Genomic DNA, 16,712 nt, shown 5'->3' with positions numbered 1-16,712 from the left:
TGAGTGGTTCGTGGCTTTCAGCCAGGTTGGTGGTTCGTGGCTTTCAGCCAGGTTGGTGGTTTCGGCGCCCCAGTAGTTCATCTGGACGTTGATGTTGGTGTGGTAATCCGAGGCCCAAGCCGGCTGGTTGCTGTCATTCCACAGGCCCTGCAAGTTGGCCGGCAGGCCACCGGGCCGGGAGGAACCAAGCAGCAGGTAACGGCCGTAGGCAAACATGGTTTGCTCCAAGCTGGGATCATCCTGCCCGGCCCCGTAAGTCGCGAGCCGGACGTCGGTGGGCACCTTGGCGACGTTCTCCGGCGTCGTACCCCAATCAACTGAGACGCGGGACATGAGCGGCGAGAGTTCGCTCTGGTGCTCGGCGCGCAAGGCGTCGTAGCTCTTGAGCGAGGCGGCGTTGATGGCCGCGGTGATGCCGGGTTCGGGATCGGCTCCGCGCCAACCGGCTGCGGCGTCGAGCTTGTAATTGGTGCGGGCATCGAGAATCAGGGTCATGGTGGACGCACCCTGAACGCGCAGACTCGCGCCTTCGCCTGTTACTGTGCCGTCGGTGTCGACGATTCGCAGGGTGGCCGCGTGTTTGAGCTGATTGGCCATGGTCCCGGAGAAGGTGAGGGAGCGCGAGGGGGCGCTGGCCGTGGTGGTGACGCCCTGTCCTGATGACAGCGCCAACGACGCCGTGAGTCCGCCGGGGCGGTCTGTTTCGTAGCGCATCACGATCACATCTGCGGTCCGGCTGGCGAATGCTTCTCGCAGGACGCGGTTGCCAGCGGTGCCAAATTGAGTGAGATGGACGCCAATGGTGGGGTCCAAGGCGCGCTTGTACTCGGCCACGGCAGATGTTGCGCGGGAATCGAAGTCGTTGCCCTGCAACCTCACCTCGGCGATGCGCAGGTTCGCGGCGCCGGCAGCTCCGCGCAGCGTCAATCGGTAGGAGCTGAAGGTCGCAGCGCCGGGCAGGGGGAAGGAGGCGGTTTGGCCACGTGAGGCGAAAGGTGCCCCGGGTGAGCGCGAATCCAGGACAACCCAGTCGCGGCGGTTGCTTGATCCTTCCAGGACCCACTGAGTTGGATCGTCGCTAGGGCTTTCCGGCGCGGAGGTGAGGGAATACGAGGTCAGGGCTACGGCCTTGCCAAGGTCTGCCTGCCATACGACGCCGGATCCCGGGTTGGGTGCCGACCAAGCCGTTGTTGGGGACCCGTCGAGGGTGCGCATGATGTCGGCGCCTTGACCGTCGCCGTCGGACTGGACTGTGGGGGAGGAGAGGTAGAGGGCGGACTGCCCGCCCATGCTGACGCCGGCCAAGGAGATTTCCGAGACCTGGAAGTGACTCACTCCCGGCTTGGGCATGAAATCAAACTTGTAGAAGGAGTAGGCAGTCTGGTTTGCTGCGGTGAATTCCTTGGCTTGGAGTCGGGTTTCGAATGGCGCAGGTAGTGATCGTGAATCCAAGACGGTCCAGTTTTCGCCGTTCTGGGAACCTGAGAAGGTCCAGTTCTGCGGGTCGCGTGCAGGGACATCGTTGGCGCTGGTGAAGGTGTATCTGGAGACAACTGCGCCGGACGGCAGTTTGATTTGCCAGGTGACGGTTGAGGGAGGGCCATCGATGCACCATTTGGTGCCGGTGTTGTTGTCAACGGAAGCGTCCACGCCTTCGGCGCCCCAGATCTTGTAGGGTCCACCGGGTGAGGTGACAACGGGCCGTTCGGCGAAGCTGACAATGACGTCGCCGAAGTTCCTGTAGGAGCCGAATCCGGTGACGCTGGTGTCGTAGGCTCCGTCGGGTTGGCCGGCCAACGCGTTGTCGTAGTTGTTGACGCCGCCCCAAAGGCTCTGCTCGTTGAACTGGATTCTGTCTTGCGAGGGATCGCCGAAGAGCATGGCGCCCAAGCGGCCGTTGCCGATGGGAAGGGCGCCGGACTGCCAATCTGTGGCGGGAAGCTGGTACCAAAGCGCGTGGCTGGAAAGAGCCGGGTGGGGCGCCAGAACTGTGGCGGGGAGCGTTGCCGTCTTGGCGGATGCTGATTGGAGGAAAAGCTGGGTGACAAGGGGTGTGAGGGCGAGTGCCCCGCCCAATTTGAGAGCTTGGCGGCGGGTGGGCTGTGCGAAGGTCATTGACAACTCCTGAACTACATTGGTCTGGTGTTTATCAACGCATTTCCGGGAAATAGCTGTGATTTGCGTGACAATGAGCAATTTTGGCACGCATAACATCGGATGTCTAGGTGCTGACGCGGAGTTGACCATGTGGATCGGGAGTGGTGAGAAATGTTCACTTATGTCTCTAGCTCCAGCGATAGAGTCTCTTGAAACTCAGCAGCGAACCGGTTAACTCTCACCTTCGGGGGAGCAACGCTGGGTCGCGCTCAAAGCTATGGGTAGTCCGGCGCAAGCGTGGATGGCGCGCCGTCAGTGATGTATCCAACGTGTCATGAGCACCGCTTCCACTTCTTCTCCGGCGAGAACATTTCCAGCTGGTTGCCATCGACCTCGAGCATGTATGCGGAACAACACAAGGTAGTCGGCTCCTTGGCCAAGTGGCCTCGGCTTTGAGCCTTTCCGTAGACCGCTCCATAGTCATGAACTTCTAAATCCAAAATGACCCGGCAAAACGCCACAGCCGCTGGCAGCTTTGAATGCGGAGTCGCCATCTAATCGCACGGGAGTGCTTCTTGTTCTTGGAATGCAAGCGTCATGGTTTGGACGTCCTGCGTGTCACCTAATAGACGACCGACGGTGAAACTGTCATGGCTTGCCCCTCTTCCTTGTCGGGCGCGGATCGCATCTGCCCCGCGCACGGGGGAGCAACCCGATGGCTATCATGTGGAATCCCCCGTGAGTCAATGCCAATGGTCTCGACAAGAACACGTTTCCTGTCGCACTGTAACCTCACCGGGTAATCTGCCGACCAGTGGCATGAAAACAATCCCAATGTTGCAGGACACAGCCCAATCCTCTGGCCATGGGGACCTCTCGTTCGCGAGAAACCACGCCATGTGGTTTCCTGGAGGAAATGACTTACGAATGGAAAACACAACTTCCGTTTCGTGAGCGAAGCAGCTAGGGGGCTGACGTATGGCACGTCCTGAATTGGAAGATGACTATTCAGTGGGGAATGCGGCATTATTCCTCCACGTCAGTGAAAGAACAATCTCGGATTACATTTTGGACGGACGCTTGCCTAACGCATACGTGGACTCCACCTCCGGTCGCCGTCATAGGATTCCCTTCAGTGACCTGAAAAACCTGAAGCAAAGTGGGTCAAAAAGCCTTGACGAAAGAGTGCGTGAAGCGGCCATAACGTGGCTGGAACAGAGAACGAGCGATGGCGCCGAGGCACTTCACACTTCCGATTTGGACGACTTTCAATTCGAAGGAAAACCCTTCCGGCTGAAAGACATCACGAAAGGGATCCGAAAGCCCAAGAATCTGGATGCTGCGCTCTCAATCACAACCGTTTATAGAGAACCAGGTAAAGAGCGACCCTATCGTGACGAAGTCGGCCCAGATGGGCTCTTGCGATACAAATGGGAGGGCGAAGACCCGGATCTCTACACAAATCGTGGACTGAGAAGGGCCATGGAATTGCGACTTCCGATTATTTGGTTCTTCGGCGTCGGTCAATCACAGTTTCAGGCGATATTCCCGGTCTATCTGGTAGCCGAAGAGCCAGAGAAGCGCCAGTTCGTCGTGGACATTGACGCCGCGAATAATCCGGCGGTTTTTAATGCCCCCGGCGTAGGCATGGAGTCGATAAGCATTCCTAAGGGATACTCCAATCGTGTGGCTCGGGTACGACTGCATCAGCGAGTCTTTAGATCATCGGTGCTTCGTGCTTACGAATCACGCTGTGCCGTTTGCAATCTCAAACATGCTGTTCTCTTGGATGCCGCGCATATTATTCCCGATCGGGATGAAGAAGGAATAGCGTCAGTTGAAAACGGACTGGCATTGTGCAAGATCCATCACGCTGCTTTTGACGCGAACATTCTGGGAATTAGCCCTGATCTGCAAGTGCATATCCGGGAGGACATCTTGGAAGAAGTGGATGGTCCGATGCTTAAGCACGGGCTTCAGGAGCGCCACCGGCAGGGACTGATGAGCATCCCAAAGAAACGGGCAGAGATGCCAAACAAGGATTTTTTGGCCCGGAGCTATGACGAATTTCTGAAGAAATAGATTGCCGTTCCTCTTGTGGAATCTGATGAATCCGAATCAATGCGTTGTGTGTTCGCGTCATCTACTGCGCAGTAACCATGCTGCATGTCAAAGTAGACACGTATACCCCGCGTCAAGAGGAGACTAGCTGTGAGCATTCGTGAAAATACCAACCGCCGACTCAAAGAAGTTCTTGACATCATGGCCGCCGGAACGTGGCTAGATGAGAAGCCCAACGGTGGAGTTGTCTTAGCTGAGGCTACTGCCCGTATCCCGTTCTCCAAAGAAGAATCAGAACTTCTCAGCGGCGGTATTCCCCGCGGACATAAGAACCTCACGAAGGCTACGGCTGACCTAGTCAAGGCCGGCTGGATCACCAAGGGGCGCAGCGGCTGGGAAATCACAGAGAATGGTCTGCGGGCAACCGTTGTGTTTGATACCGCCGACAAGTTGGCTGATGCACTCAGCAACGGCACCCTAATCCCGGCTGGCACTCCGCTGCCTGAAAAGCCCGCCGACACTGCGGCGACAGCCACAGCAAAGAAGCCAGCCGCCAAGAAGACTGCAGCAAAGAAACCGGCTGCCAAGGCAACCACGGCGAAAGCCGCTGCCAAGAAACCGGAAGCAGCCGGCGTCTTTTTTGAAAACCAGCCTGCATCAGTTGCCCTGGCAGGAGACTTCGGCCAGGCCATCGGTGCTGAGAACTGGGATCCCAACCACCCGAGCCTGCAAATGACGCTGGAAGAATCCGGCACGTGGCACCTTTCAGCTAACCTGCCGGAAGGCCAGTACAGCTACAAAGCTGTGCTGAACGGATCGTGGGACGAAAACTACGGGGCCTTTGGCATCCTTGACGGCGCCAACCACGAATTCGCACATGCCGGTGGACCCATCACGTTCCACTACAACCACGCAACAAAGGATGTTCTGCGCGTCCAGAGCTAGGCGTAATGGGGCGGCCGGGCAGTGTCTGGTTTCTGGCTCACCGGCCGCCCCGATAGCCTTGATGCATGACAACGGACGCGAGCGATTCCCCCCTGAGCCCAGCCTCGGCAACCACCTGGCAGGCCAACGGGAAAAACCTCGTGGCCGAGGGGGACAATCTCAGCTTCCTGGGAACGCTGCCGGATGAGAGCTTCCGCCTGATTTACATTGACCCGCCGTTCAATACCGGCAAGGTCCAGGCCCGTCAGAACATGACTAATGTGCGCAGTGAAACGGGGTCGCGCGTTGGCTTCAAGGGCCGCAGCTACGACACGATCAAGGGCCTGACTCTCAGCTACAACGATTCGTTTGGGGATTATTGGGAATTTCTCGAACCCAGGTTGGAAGAAGCCTGGCGTCTCCTTGCTGACGACGGCACGCTGTACCTTCACCTTGACTACCGCGAAGTCCACTACGCCAAGGTCCTCCTCGACGCCCTCTTTGGCCGCGAATGCTTTCTCAACGAGATCATCTGGGCCTACGACTATGGCGCACGTTCCAAAAAGAAGTGGCCCGCCAAGCACGACAACATTCTTGTATACGTGAAGAACCCCAAAACCTACTACTTCAACAGCACCGAAGTGGACCGCGAGCCGTACATGGCTCCGGGGCTCGTCACACCCGAAAAGGTGGCGCTGGGCAAGCTGCCAACCGATACTTGGTGGCACACGATCGTCTCACCCAACGGCCACGAAAAGACTGGCTATCCCACGCAGAAACCTCTCGGCGTTCTGCGGCGCATCATTCAGGCAAGCACCGAAAAGGGCGACTGGGTGCTGGACTTCTTCGGCGGCAGCGGGACAACCGGTGCTGCGGCGTTGGAACTAGACCGCCGCTTTGTCATGGTGGACCAAAACCCGGAAGCCATAGCGGTCATGAAGAATCGCTTGGATCCGGAGCAGGTTGAATTTATTCAGCACGAGAGCGCTAAATAGCTTTGGTCTAGTGAGGGGCCTCAACAGGCTTGACCGCCGGGCTTAGCCCAGCGGTATGAGCCACTCCACCGTGACGTAGATGCACGCGGCGGTGGTCAGCGCTCCGGTGAGCAACGCTGGGACCCAGAGCCTCCGGCGTCGAACCTTCACGGCGAGGCCCAGCAAAACCGGGAATGCCAGCATGGCCAGGGAGCCAAGCATCCCGACGATGCCTAATGCCACGCCCGACGCCGTCACCGTGCCATCCATCGATCCGGTCATGACCACCAGCGAGAGCAGGGCCAACAAGATCATGGGGTAGGCCAGCACCGCCCAGCCCACAATCGTGATGCCAACAGTCCACCAGATCGAACGTTGTGACTTCGACGTGGCAATGTTCTGGGCCTGTGCGACGGCAAGGCGTTGGGACGGGATCTCACTGTGGGGACGGGGCATGGTTCCAGTCTGGCACGCGAAACTGAACGGTTTCTATGTCAGCCCAGGTTACCTAAGAAACGGAACGCGAAGTAGATGACAGCGCAGGCTGCGGGGATTCCGGTGATGAGGGCGGCTCGCCACATGGCGCGTTCGCGGTGGATCACGGCCTGGCCCAGAAGGTGGGGTGCAGCGATCATGCAGAACAACAACGCTGCGCCCCCGATGGCGATCGCAATTCTGCCCGGCGCGGTCATGCTGGCGCTCGGGTCCATGACGGCGGCGAAAATAAGGATGGCCAGCATGATGAGTGGCAGAATCACCACTACCCAGCCGATCAAGGAAGTTACCGTGCCGCTGAGCTGCGAACGCTGGTTGTGGCGCACTTCGCCGTGAACTGAAGGGTGGCTGGGAGTCTCGGTCATCCCTTATTTCTACCAGCAACGGAGGCAGGCGCCGGTGCCTCGATGCGGAGGAGCCTGCGAGGTGCCTTGAACGGGAAAAACTCTAGACCGGACCGCGGTTCTGGTGTATCCTGCGTCACGGTCTATAGTGGTTGGGATGGCATTGCAGGATGTCTCGACAACGTTGTGAAAGAGGCCCACTGTGCATGACCGTATCCGCCACGCCGGACTGTTGGAAAAGCGTATGTCAGCCGAGGCCGCGGCGGCGCTCATCAAGCCCGGGATGACGGTGGCCATGAGCGGCTTCACCGGTGCCGGCTATCCAAAATCGGTCCCGCAGGCCCTGGCGGCACAGATGGAAACGGCGCACGCTGCCGGCTCCGAATTCAAGATCAAGATCCTCACCGGTGCGTCCACCGCTCCCGAGCTCGACGGCGTGCTCGCGAAAGCTGGCGGCATGGAATTGCGCCTCCCGTACATGTCTGATCCGTTGCTGCGCAAGCGGATCAATGACGGCGAAATTGAATACATGGATATTCACCTAAGCCACGTTGCCCAGCACACCTGGTTCGGGTTCTACGGCGACATCAACATCGCCATCATTGAAGTTGTAGGCATCCGCGAGGACGGAAGCCTGATTCCGTCCTCCTCGGTAGGCAACAACAAGACTTGGCTGGACATGGCCGATGCCGTGATCATCGAGGTCAACCAGCAGCAGTCTGCAGGGCTGGAGGGTATGCATGACGTGTACTACGGCACCGCCCTGCCGCCGTTCCGCAAGCCGATCATGTTGACACAGCCGGAAGACCGGATCGGCCAGCCGTACCTTGACGTCGACATCTCGAAAATCATAGCCGTGGTTGAAACGAACGCGCCAGACCGCCTTTCCCCCTTCGCTGAGCCAGATGCCACCTCCAACCAAATCGCGGATCACCTCCTCGATTTCCTCGACGGGGAAATCAAGACCGGGCGCATGACCAACAAGTTGCTGCCGCTGCAGTCCGGCGTGGGCAACATTGCCAACGCTGTGCTCGCCGGGCTTTCTCGGGGTGGATACCGTGGCCTCAAGGCATACACCGAGGTCATCCAGGACGGCATGCTGGAGCTCATCAAGGACGGCACCATTGCGTTCGCGTCAGCTACCTCCTTCTCGCTGTCCGAGGCCGGCATTGCCGAATTCAACAAGCACGTGGACTTCTTCCGGGAGCGCATTGTGCTGCGTACCCAGGAAATCTCCAACCACCCTGAGCTGATCCGCCGCCTAGGCTGTGTTGCCCTGAACGGCATGATCGAGGCAGACATCTACGGCAATGTGAACTCCACACATGTTGTGGGATCGCACGTTATGAATGGCATTGGCGGTTCCGGCGACTTTGCCCGCAACGGGTTCCTGTCCGTTTTCATGTCGCCATCTGTGGCCAAGGGTGGCCGTATCTCCGGCATTGTGCCCATGGCCAGCCACGTTGATCACACCGAGCATGACACCATGCTGCTGATCACCGAGCAGGGCTACGCCGATCTCCGTGGACTGTCGCCCAAGCAGCGCGCCCGATTGATCACGGAGAAGCTGGCCCACCCGGACTACAAGCCCATGCTGGAAGACTACTTCGACCGGGCCCTGCGTGATTCCTACGGCAAGCACACCCCGCATCTGATGGGCGAGGCGCTTTCCTGGCACCAGCGCTACATCGAGACCGGGGATATGCGGCTCTAGGTTCTTCTTGAGTGGGCCTGCGGAATTTTCTGTTTCTGCGGCTTGCTCTGACTAGGCGTGGGTTCGGCTCGGTTTGACCGTCTCTTAGCATCGAGAGTGGAGCTTCTCTGTGCCCTGTTGTGGGTCCGTTCCGCGAAATATGCCCAATCCGTTGAGCTTCCTAGGCTCTTGCAATTTCACGGGGCAGGTTTTTTCCGGCGAATCACCTATTCGAGTGCAATACCTGAACGACTCGATGCGGTTTGTGGGCTCGTCATAATTGGGCATGGTTGGTGGTTTTGATCCGAGGCGGGCGGCGGACATCGGCACTGGGCCAATAATGTAGGCGCGGGATTCAATCGACGCCGAGGAATGCCCGTAACGTCTTGTCTCGGAATATGTGAAGCGTCAATGAAATGTCATAGTAAGGCTATGACAACACCAGAGCTCCCTGGGGTGGGCTCGCAGCAGACCGCCCCCCATCATCCAAATCAGTCAGCCTTCGCACAGCCGGGCCCTGGGACGCCAATGCAGGCATTTCCACCCCAGCCGACGAAGGTGAAAAAACAGCGCAACGTCGTCGGACTAGTCGCCCTCATTGTGGCGGTGCTTGGGTTCATTTTCGCTTGTATCCCCGGTGCTCTCATCATTGGCTGGATACTGCTACCGATCGCTTTCGTCCTGTCTCTGGTCTCTTTGTTCCTTAAAGACAAGGCAAAGTGGATGGGCGTCACCGCTCTGCTCCTTTCGATCGTGGGAACAATCGTAGGGGTCGCGGTGTTCTTCTCCGTTATTGCGACCTCGGTCGACAACGCCATCGGCAGCGGAGACACCACTGTTGTCCAGCCGTCTGCTGATGCAGGCGTCAAGGGTGAAGTAGCGCAGGAAAAGTCGGCATCTGATGCAGGAACTCGCGAGAACCCCCACCCAATCGGATCGGTTATCGAGTCTGATGATTGGCGCGTAGTGATTAATTCTGTCACCCTGGCTGCCACAGATGCTGTCATCGCTGCCAACTCCTTTAACGAGCCTCCCGCGGTGGGCTCTGAGTATATTGTCGTCAACTATTCGGCTACCTACATTGGCGATGACCCTAATGGACAAATGCCGGCTTTTGTTTCAGTTGAGTACGTCACCGCGGACGGAAAGACTGTAAATGGCCTCGATAAGATGGTCATCGCAGCAGATGCCATGGATAGCACGAGCGCGCTTTACGCGGGCGGCACCGCGACAGGCAACAAGGCCATTGAAGTACCGACTGCCACGGCTGGTCAAGGGGTTCTTGCTGTCAGGCCAGGGATGTTGGGCGACAAGATATTCGTAGCAGTCAAGTAAAACTCACTGGAAACGCTTACTAGCGCGGATACGAAACCACAACCCATTTAGGAAACGACAAAGCCCCCGTGAGCTAACGGGGGCTTTGTCGTGCCGCGTCAAAGTATTCATGGTCAACCAATTTGGCTTGTATCTCTTAAGTACCCCCTGTTGAGGTGGGTGGCTGTCGGTCTACGGTAGCCGTGGGGAGGGGTTTGGGTGGTGACGGTTTTCGGCTGGGCGGCACTCCTCCGGAGAATAAGTGATGTGTCGCTAATTGGGCGTCTGATAGGGGCGGGCTGAGCGTTTGCTGTGCTCGATTGCTGTGCCGTTCGCTTTGTTTTTTCCTTCAATTTCAACGGAGCGGCATCGCCTGGTCGGTAAGGTTAGGCCACCGGGACCGCTTCGCCTTGTGCGCTACCTCACTAGGCGGCGGCCACTGCCTCTGCCAACTCCTGCGCCATCATGTCCATATTGATGGCAACGCCGGCCATGGCCCCGCCGAAGGCTGACGCCACAACCGTGGCTCTCATGTCCGTGACATTCCCAGCCGCCCAGACCCCAGGAATCCCTGTCAGTCCGGTCTCATCGGTTTCGATCATCTCAGCGAACTCCGAGGGCAACGGAACCAGCCCCAGGGATTCAAAGAACGCGCCCCGAGCCACCAACCTCGATTGCGTGGTCAGAGCCTGGACCGGATGGGCGGATCCGTCGGCCAGCTCCACGCCACTCACAGCGTTATCAGTGCTGTGAATCTTCACTACCTCTCCTTCAACAAGACGTATGCCGCGGGCTGCCAATTGTTGAAGTTCGACGGCGGATGGCTGGGGTGCGCTGTTGAGGAATAGCGTGATGTTGGGCGACCACTGGCGGAACAACAGGGCTTGGTGGACGGCCATGGAGCTACTGCCAATGACGCCGATGGCTTGGTCGCGAATTTCCCACCCGTGGCAATACGGGCAATGCACCAAATCCTTGCCCCATCGCTCGGCCAGTCCGGGAATCTCGGGGAGTACATCAACCCCGCCCGTGGTGATGAGGAGCCGCTTGGCTGTTAGGACCTCGCCGCTGGCCAGCGTGACCCGGAAACTGTCGTGTTCCTTGACCGCATTAGTGACCGTTCCTTCCACGACGCGTACGTCATAGGGCTCAAGATCAGCGCGGCCAAGCCGGGTCAGCTCCAGGGGAGCAACGCCGTCGCGCGTGAGAAATCCGTGGGCCGCCGGCGATGGCGCATTGCGAGGCTCACCGGCGTCGACCACCGTCACGGACCGGCGCGAGCGGCCTAGTTGAAGCGCTGCACTGAGACCGGCAGCGCCGCCGCCAATAATGATTACGTCCTGCATGATGTCCGCCTTCTGCTGAAATGACTTGGTTATTCCAGCGTGCGCCACGGCCGGCGAAAGTGGCAATAAATGTTGCTGGAATGGCAAACTAGGGTCATGACGAATGAGACGGAGTCTGTTCTATCCGGTGTGGGCCCCAGGTTGAAGGCACTGAGGCTGCAGAGGGGCCGGACCCTGGCGGAGTTGGCAGAGGCCACGGGCATTTCCGTCAGCACACTCTCACGTCTTGAATCCGGGCAGCGGCGGCCCAATCTCGAATTGCTGCTCCCGCTGGCGCGCGCCCATGCAGTTCCGCTGGATGAACTAGTCGGGGCCCCGGCAACGGGAGATCCGCGGATCCACCTCCGTCCTTTCAAACGCAACGGACAGACGTACCTGCCATTGGGCAGCGGCACCGGCGGGGTCCAAGCCTTCAAGCTCATCTTGCCGGCCGGCACGAACCTGCCTCAACCCGATCCGCAGGTCCATGAGGGATACGAGTGGATGTACGTCTTGCGCGGTCGGCTGCGAGTTGTGCTTGGGGAGCGGGACTTTGAGCTCAAGCAAGGCGAGGCCGCGGAGTTCGACACCCGTACACCTCACTGGTTTGGCCGGGCCACCACGGAGAGCGTGGAGTTCCTGACGCTTTTTGGGCCGCAGGGCGAACGCATGCACGTCCGCGCGGCCCCGGCGAAGTAGGCAGCTAGGAATTCGGCGCTGATACATTGGGGCCAAACATCGACGAAGGGTGGCACGGTGGCAACAATAGTTTTGGTTCATGGTTTGTGGTCGGACGGATCCAGCTGGGCCAAGGTCATCACTGAGCTGCGCGCCATGGGCCATGAACCCGTCGCCGCCCAGCTTTCCTTGGAAACCATGGACGACGACGTTGCCTCCGTGCGCCGCATGCTCGCCACCGTGCCGGGTCCGGTGTTGTTGGTGGGCTGGTCTTACGGCGGCGCGGTAGTAGGGGAGGCCGCACTCGGCGTCGAGTCCGTCAAGGCATTGGCGTACATTGCAGCCTTCGCCCCGGCCGAGGGCGAATCGGTGAGTGGGCTGTCGCGCAAATACCCCGGCAGCCTGATTCCGGAGCATGTGGTGGTCGCTGGTGACTACAGCTATATAGCGAGGGCGCATTTCGGAGACGTCATCGCCGGTGATGCGCTCGCGGAAACCGTCGCCATCGCCTCGGCCACACAGCGAATGGTGCGGATTGGCCTGGACCGGGTCAAGGTAGGCCCACCCGCGTGGCTGTCCTTGCCGAGTTATTACTTGGTGGCAACCCAGGATCACGCTGTCCCGGCGATGCTGCAACGCGAGATGGCTGAGCGAATCGGTGCCGCGATCACGGAGCTTGATTCAAGCCACGCCCCGATGCTGTCCCACCCCCGTGAGGTGGCAGAATTCCTGGACAGTGCGTGCGCGGAAATGCTGCAGGGAATTACAAATGAAGGAGCCCAATGAGTCACAATCTGGATCACTTTCTTGAGGCACAAGACCCCATATACAGTGACGTCACTGCCGAACTGGCCGCCGGTCTTAAAACCACCCACTGGATGTGGTTTGTCTTCCCGCAGATTAGTGGGCTTGGATCCAGTCCCTGGGCCAAGTTATATGCCATCGCTTCCCTGCAGGAGGCTGTCGACTACGCAGCCCACCCAGTTCTTGGGACTCGGCTTCGCGAATGCGTTTCACTGGTACTGGCCACGCGCGGCCTTAGCGCTGAGGAGATCTTCGGGAAGGTTGATGCCAGGAAACTTCAATCGTCCATGACACTTTTCAGCCGGGCTGTTCCAGAGGAGGGACTGTTCCGGGAAGTGCTGGAGCGGTTCTACGCAGGCGTTGCCGATCCTGCCACGGAAGAAATCTTGGCAAACTCGGCGGGGGATCCGGGGGAGGCGTAGCCTGTTGCCATGACCGCCATCGATGCCGGACCTCTCAATCACTCAACGCACGGCGTGCCGAACCAGCCGCCGCCACGAGTGGACATCAACGAATTCACGGCCAATATCCCTCTTCAGGACTATCTGCTGACCGTGGGCGAAGCTGAGGCTAGCTTGCCTCTTGAGGCGACGGGCGCCGTCGTGGGTTCAGCGCAGTTCCAGGACGACGCGCGGCTGGCCAACAAGAACACGCCCATTCTCCGCACGCACAACAAATACGGGCAGCGAATCGACGAGGTGGAATACCACCCCGCCTACCACCGGATCATTGGGCAGGCGGTGGCGGCCGGGGCGCACACTTCCGCGTGGGAGCAGCCGGGACGGGGTGCAAATGCTCTGCGGGCAGCGCAGTTCATGCTGTTCGCGCAGGTTGAGCCCGGCCATGCGTGCCCCATTTCGATGAGCCACGCCGCCGTCGAATCTCTCCAGCTGGCGCCGGATGTCGCGGGGGAGTGGCTGCCGCGGTTGTACTCGCGGAAGTACTCACCCGAGTTGGGCGCCGGGAAGCCGGGTGCGCTGTTCGGCATGGCGATGACCGAGAAGCAGGGCGGCTCCGATGTCCGGGCCAACACCACGCGCGCCGAATCGCACGGTGATCACTTCCTGCTGACGGGGCACAAGTGGTTTTGCTCGGCACCGATGTCGGACGGATTCCTGGTTCTGGCGCAAGACGACGCCGGACTCGGCTGCTTCTTGGTGCCGCGTGTTTTACCGGATGGGGAGCGGAACCCATTTTTGATTCAGCGGCTCAAGGACAAGCTAGGCAACCGTTCCAACGCTTCCTCCGAAGTTGAGTTCGCCAATACGTTGGGCATGCGCGTGGGTGAGCCCGGCCGCGGCGTGCGCGCCATTATGGGGATGGTGGGCCGGACGCGCCTGGATTGCGTATTGGGCACGGCGGCCGGCATGCGCCAATCTGTAGCCGAGGCGGTGTGGCATGCCCGGCACCGGCGGGCCTTTGGTGCACGATTGATCGATCAACCGGCCATGACCAATGTGCTGGCGGATCTGGCACTGGAATCGGAGGCCGCCACCGCCGTCAGCATGCGCTTGGCCCGCGCCTTTGACAACGACGCCGGACCCGGCGAACGCTCATTCGCTCGCCTTGCCACTGCGGTCACCAAATACTGGGTGTGCAAGCGTGGTCCGCAACATGCCTACGAAGCCATGGAGTGTTTGGGCGGCAACGGTTATACAGAGGACTTCCCGTTGGCGATGCGTTATCGGGAACAGCCGGTCATGGCTATCTGGGAAGGCACCGGAAACGTGATCGCCTTGGACGTGCTGCGGGCAATGGGCACCGAGCCTGAATGCGTTGATGCCTTCTTTGCCGAATTGCGGATTGCCTCCGGCGAGCACCCGTTGTTCGATGATTTCACCGCCCGGCTCAAGGAACAGCTGGCGCCCATGCGAGCCGAGCCCATGGAGTTCGCCGGCGAAGCGCGGAACGTTGTGGAGAAAATGGCGCTGGCGTTGCAGGCGTCATTGCTGCTTCGTTTTGCCCCGGATGCCGTCTCCGGTGCGTTTGTGGCTTCCCGGCTGGGAGTCGAGCGTTCCTTCAACTATGGAAACCTGCCGGCTCATTCGGATCTGACTGGAATTCTGGAACGGGCTTAGTCTCGCCAGGACATTGCGCTCTACGTTCCTAGCGCTAGCATGTTACCCATGAGTAACAATGCGAATTCTGCAGCCCGTTCCAGCGACGTGACTATCACTTCGAGTCATGGTGGTGAGATTCGGGGAACCCTGCGGATACCTGCCCATGGTGATCCTGGTGCAGTTGTGGTGATTCACCCGGCCACTGCGGTTCCGGAACGGCTCTATGCGGGATTCGCCGAGTACTTGGCGCAGGAAGGCTTCGCGACGCTGAGTTATGACTACCGCGGTACGGGGCGCTCCGGGTTGCCGAAGGACCACCGCTCCCTTCGCATGCGCGATTGGATGGACCAAGATGTTCCGGATACCGCGGAATGGGCAGCCACTGCGTTTCCGGACCTGTCGCGGTTCGCCATAGGGCATAGCGTGGGCGGGCACGCCTTGATGTTGGGATCCGGCGTTGAGGGGCTTCGTGGGATGGTTTCCGTTGCATCGCATGCGGGGGTTACGGAAAGCATTCCTTCTGTCACTGAGCGGGCCAAGGTCTGGCTGATCCTTCGCGTTGCAGGACCCGTGGCGGCGAGGGTGCTGGGGTACATTCCTGGCCGTAAGTTGGGGCTGGGAGAAGATATTCCTGCCGCGGCCATGCTCGAATGGGGCGGCTGGTCCCGAAAACCCGGATACTTCTTTGACGATCCCACCATGAATGCCGCATGTAGGGCATCGCAGGTGACAGGTCCGGTCTTGTCCATTGGATTCAGCGACGATCCCTGGGCAACGCCCCAGCAGATCGAGGCGATCACTGATCGCTTGACGTCCGCTGACGTTGAACGCCGCACGTACTCGCCAGTGGACTTTGGTGTTGCCTCCATTGGGCATATGGGATTCTTCCGGCGCGGTCAGCGCGAAGGACTCTGGCCCGAAGTTGTTGCCTGGCTCCGGGATCGGCAATCCGAACGCTGAGCCGAGGTCCGGAATCCGCTCAACTTGGCTGTTCCCTCCTCCCCGTGACGCCGCAAGAATTGCGGCTGCGCAGGGAGGAGGGGATCGTGCTGTCGATCAGAAGGCTTGAATCGGCAGCAGCTCAGCCCTTCACGGCGGGTTCACGGTCAGCCTGCTCCTTGTCAGCCAGCCGGTCGGCGCGCCGGGATCGCCACACATACAGGGCACCCGCCACGAGCAGCAAAGCCAGGGCGGCAATGCCAAATCCTACGTTGGAGATCTGCGAAGCGGTGGTGGCTACCCATGATTCCGTGGCGTATTGGGTGTCGATGCTCAACACCCCGCCCAGTGACGAGGTGCCCTGCGTGACCAGCAGCAACACACCGATGCCGATCGACAGGAGGCCGGAAATTACCATCCAGATGGTGTTTTCCCATAGACCAAGTCTGAACCGGCGGGGTTTGAGCCAGCGGCGCCCGCTTAGCTGAAAGCGGGTCCAGAGCAAGGACAGAATGCCCAGGGGGAGCGTCATTCCGAGCGCAAAGATTGCGAGCATGATGCCGCCATAGAGCGGGTTCCCACCGGCCGCGGCCACTGCCAATACTGAACCCAGGATCGGTCCGGCGCACACCCCGGCCACGCCATAGACGGTCCCGAGCACATAGACAGACACCGCCGACGTCCCGTCCGTGCCGGCCCGCCGACTCAGGCCGGGCAACTCCACCCCGATGACCTGCAACATTCCTATGAGCATCACCAGGACGGCCGCCACGGTGATCAACGCCGTCCGGTTTTGCATGACGAGGGAGCCAAGCAGCCCGGCCAACAGGCCCAAGGGCACCAGCGTGGTCAGCAAGCCGGCGTAAAAGAGAGCCGTGCGTGCCATGAGTTTGGTGGGGCTGGCGAAGGCGTAGGCAAAGAACGCCGGAAGCAGCATGACAGAGCAAGGGCTCAAAAGCGTCAGAATTCCGCCCAGCAACGCACCTGTGTATCCAATGTCCATG

At 59.8% G+C, this 16,712-nt stretch carries 14 protein-coding genes and 1 pseudogene; 10 read left to right on the top strand and 5 right to left on the bottom strand.

The window, feature by feature from the left end:
- Positions 1-72: 72 nt before the first annotated feature.
- Positions 73-2,115, bottom strand: a pseudogene (locus BLV41_RS10980) (glycoside hydrolase N-terminal domain-containing protein); the annotation flags it as partial.
- A 960-nt stretch (positions 2,116-3,075) separates the two neighbouring features.
- On the opposite strand from BLV41_RS10980, the gene BLV41_RS10975 reads away from it, so the two are divergent.
- The 3 genes from BLV41_RS10975 (at position 3,076) to BLV41_RS10965 (ending at position 6,077) form a co-directional block, all read left to right on the top strand.
- The gene (locus BLV41_RS10975) at positions 3,076-4,179 is read left to right on the top strand and encodes an HNH endonuclease (protein ID WP_083360731.1); all 1,104 of its coding nucleotides are present in this window, start codon (positions 3,076-3,078) and stop codon (positions 4,177-4,179) included.
- Positions 4,180-4,308: 129 nt separating this feature from the next.
- Positions 4,309-5,103 (top strand): pullulanase X25 domain-containing protein, encoded by a 795-nt coding sequence (locus BLV41_RS10970; protein ID WP_244516858.1) that lies wholly within the window; start codon positions 4,309-4,311, stop codon positions 5,101-5,103.
- Between the two features lie 65 nt (positions 5,104-5,168).
- Positions 5,169-6,077 (top strand): DNA-methyltransferase, encoded by a 909-nt coding sequence (locus tag BLV41_RS10965; RefSeq protein WP_074711666.1) that lies wholly within the window; start codon positions 5,169-5,171, stop codon positions 6,075-6,077.
- 42 nt (positions 6,078-6,119) lie between these two features.
- Here BLV41_RS10965 and BLV41_RS10960 read toward each other — a convergent pair whose 3' ends face one another.
- A complete protein-coding gene (locus BLV41_RS10960; RefSeq protein ID WP_074711665.1) occupies positions 6,120-6,512 on the bottom strand; it encodes a hypothetical protein in 393 nt (130 codons plus the stop codon).
- Between the two features lie 38 nt (positions 6,513-6,550).
- Complete coding sequence (locus BLV41_RS10955; RefSeq protein WP_074711664.1) at positions 6,551-6,916, bottom strand: hypothetical protein; 366 nt, start codon at positions 6,914-6,916, stop codon at positions 6,551-6,553.
- 181 nt (positions 6,917-7,097) lie between these two features.
- Here BLV41_RS10955 and BLV41_RS10950 point away from each other — a divergent pair, with 181 nt between their 5' ends.
- Positions 7,098-8,609, top strand: coding sequence for a succinyl-CoA:acetate CoA-transferase ScpC (locus tag BLV41_RS10950; RefSeq protein WP_211481621.1), 1,512 nt, complete (start codon positions 7,098-7,100; stop codon positions 8,607-8,609).
- A gap of 411 nt (positions 8,610-9,020) precedes the next feature.
- Positions 9,021-9,923: a hypothetical protein gene (locus BLV41_RS10945; RefSeq protein WP_244516856.1), complete on the top strand. Its 903-nt coding sequence runs from the start codon at positions 9,021-9,023 to the stop codon at positions 9,921-9,923.
- Between the two features lie 404 nt (positions 9,924-10,327).
- Here the strand turns inward: BLV41_RS10945 and BLV41_RS10940 are convergent, their stop codons facing one another.
- The gene (locus BLV41_RS10940) at positions 10,328-11,248 is read right to left on the bottom strand and encodes an NAD(P)/FAD-dependent oxidoreductase (protein WP_074711661.1); all 921 of its coding nucleotides are present in this window, start codon (positions 11,246-11,248) and stop codon (positions 10,328-10,330) included.
- Positions 11,249-11,344: 96 nt separating this feature from the next.
- Here BLV41_RS10940 and BLV41_RS10935 point away from each other — a divergent pair, with 96 nt between their 5' ends.
- Genes BLV41_RS10935 through BLV41_RS10915 form a run of 5 tightly spaced genes read left to right on the top strand, consistent with a single transcriptional unit; the run spans position 11,345 to position 15,729 of the window.
- Positions 11,345-11,926: a helix-turn-helix domain-containing protein gene (locus BLV41_RS10935; protein WP_083360730.1), complete on the top strand. Its 582-nt coding sequence runs from the start codon at positions 11,345-11,347 to the stop codon at positions 11,924-11,926.
- A 57-nt stretch (positions 11,927-11,983) separates the two neighbouring features.
- Positions 11,984-12,691 carry an alpha/beta fold hydrolase gene (locus tag BLV41_RS10930; RefSeq protein ID WP_074711659.1) on the top strand — a complete coding sequence of 236 codons (708 nt, stop codon included), beginning with the start codon at positions 11,984-11,986 and terminating at the stop codon, positions 12,689-12,691.
- Positions 12,688-13,131 carry a DUF1810 domain-containing protein gene (locus tag BLV41_RS21685; protein WP_074711658.1) on the top strand — a complete coding sequence of 148 codons (444 nt, stop codon included), beginning with the start codon at positions 12,688-12,690 and terminating at the stop codon, positions 13,129-13,131. The genes BLV41_RS10930 and BLV41_RS21685 overlap by 4 nt, the downstream gene beginning before the upstream one ends.
- A 9-nt stretch (positions 13,132-13,140) precedes the next feature.
- A complete protein-coding gene (locus tag BLV41_RS10920) occupies positions 13,141-14,787 on the top strand; it encodes an acyl-CoA dehydrogenase family protein (RefSeq protein ID WP_074711657.1) in 1,647 nt (548 codons plus the stop codon).
- Between the two features lie 48 nt (positions 14,788-14,835).
- Positions 14,836-15,729 (top strand): alpha/beta hydrolase family protein, encoded by an 894-nt coding sequence (locus BLV41_RS10915; RefSeq protein ID WP_074711656.1) that lies wholly within the window; start codon positions 14,836-14,838, stop codon positions 15,727-15,729.
- Between the two features lie 121 nt (positions 15,730-15,850).
- On the opposite strand, the gene BLV41_RS10910 is transcribed toward BLV41_RS10915, so the two are convergent.
- The gene (locus BLV41_RS10910; RefSeq protein WP_074711655.1) at positions 15,851-16,711 is read right to left on the bottom strand and encodes a cytochrome c biogenesis CcdA family protein; all 861 of its coding nucleotides are present in this window, start codon (positions 16,709-16,711) and stop codon (positions 15,851-15,853) included.
- Position 16,712 lies beyond the last annotated feature (1 nt).

This window comes from Arthrobacter alpinus (assembly GCF_900105965.1).
GTDB lineage: Bacteria > Actinomycetota > Actinomycetes > Actinomycetales > Micrococcaceae > Specibacter > Specibacter alpinus.
The sequence above is the reverse complement of the archived record's forward strand: the minus strand, read 5'-3'. Positions and strand labels throughout refer to the sequence as shown.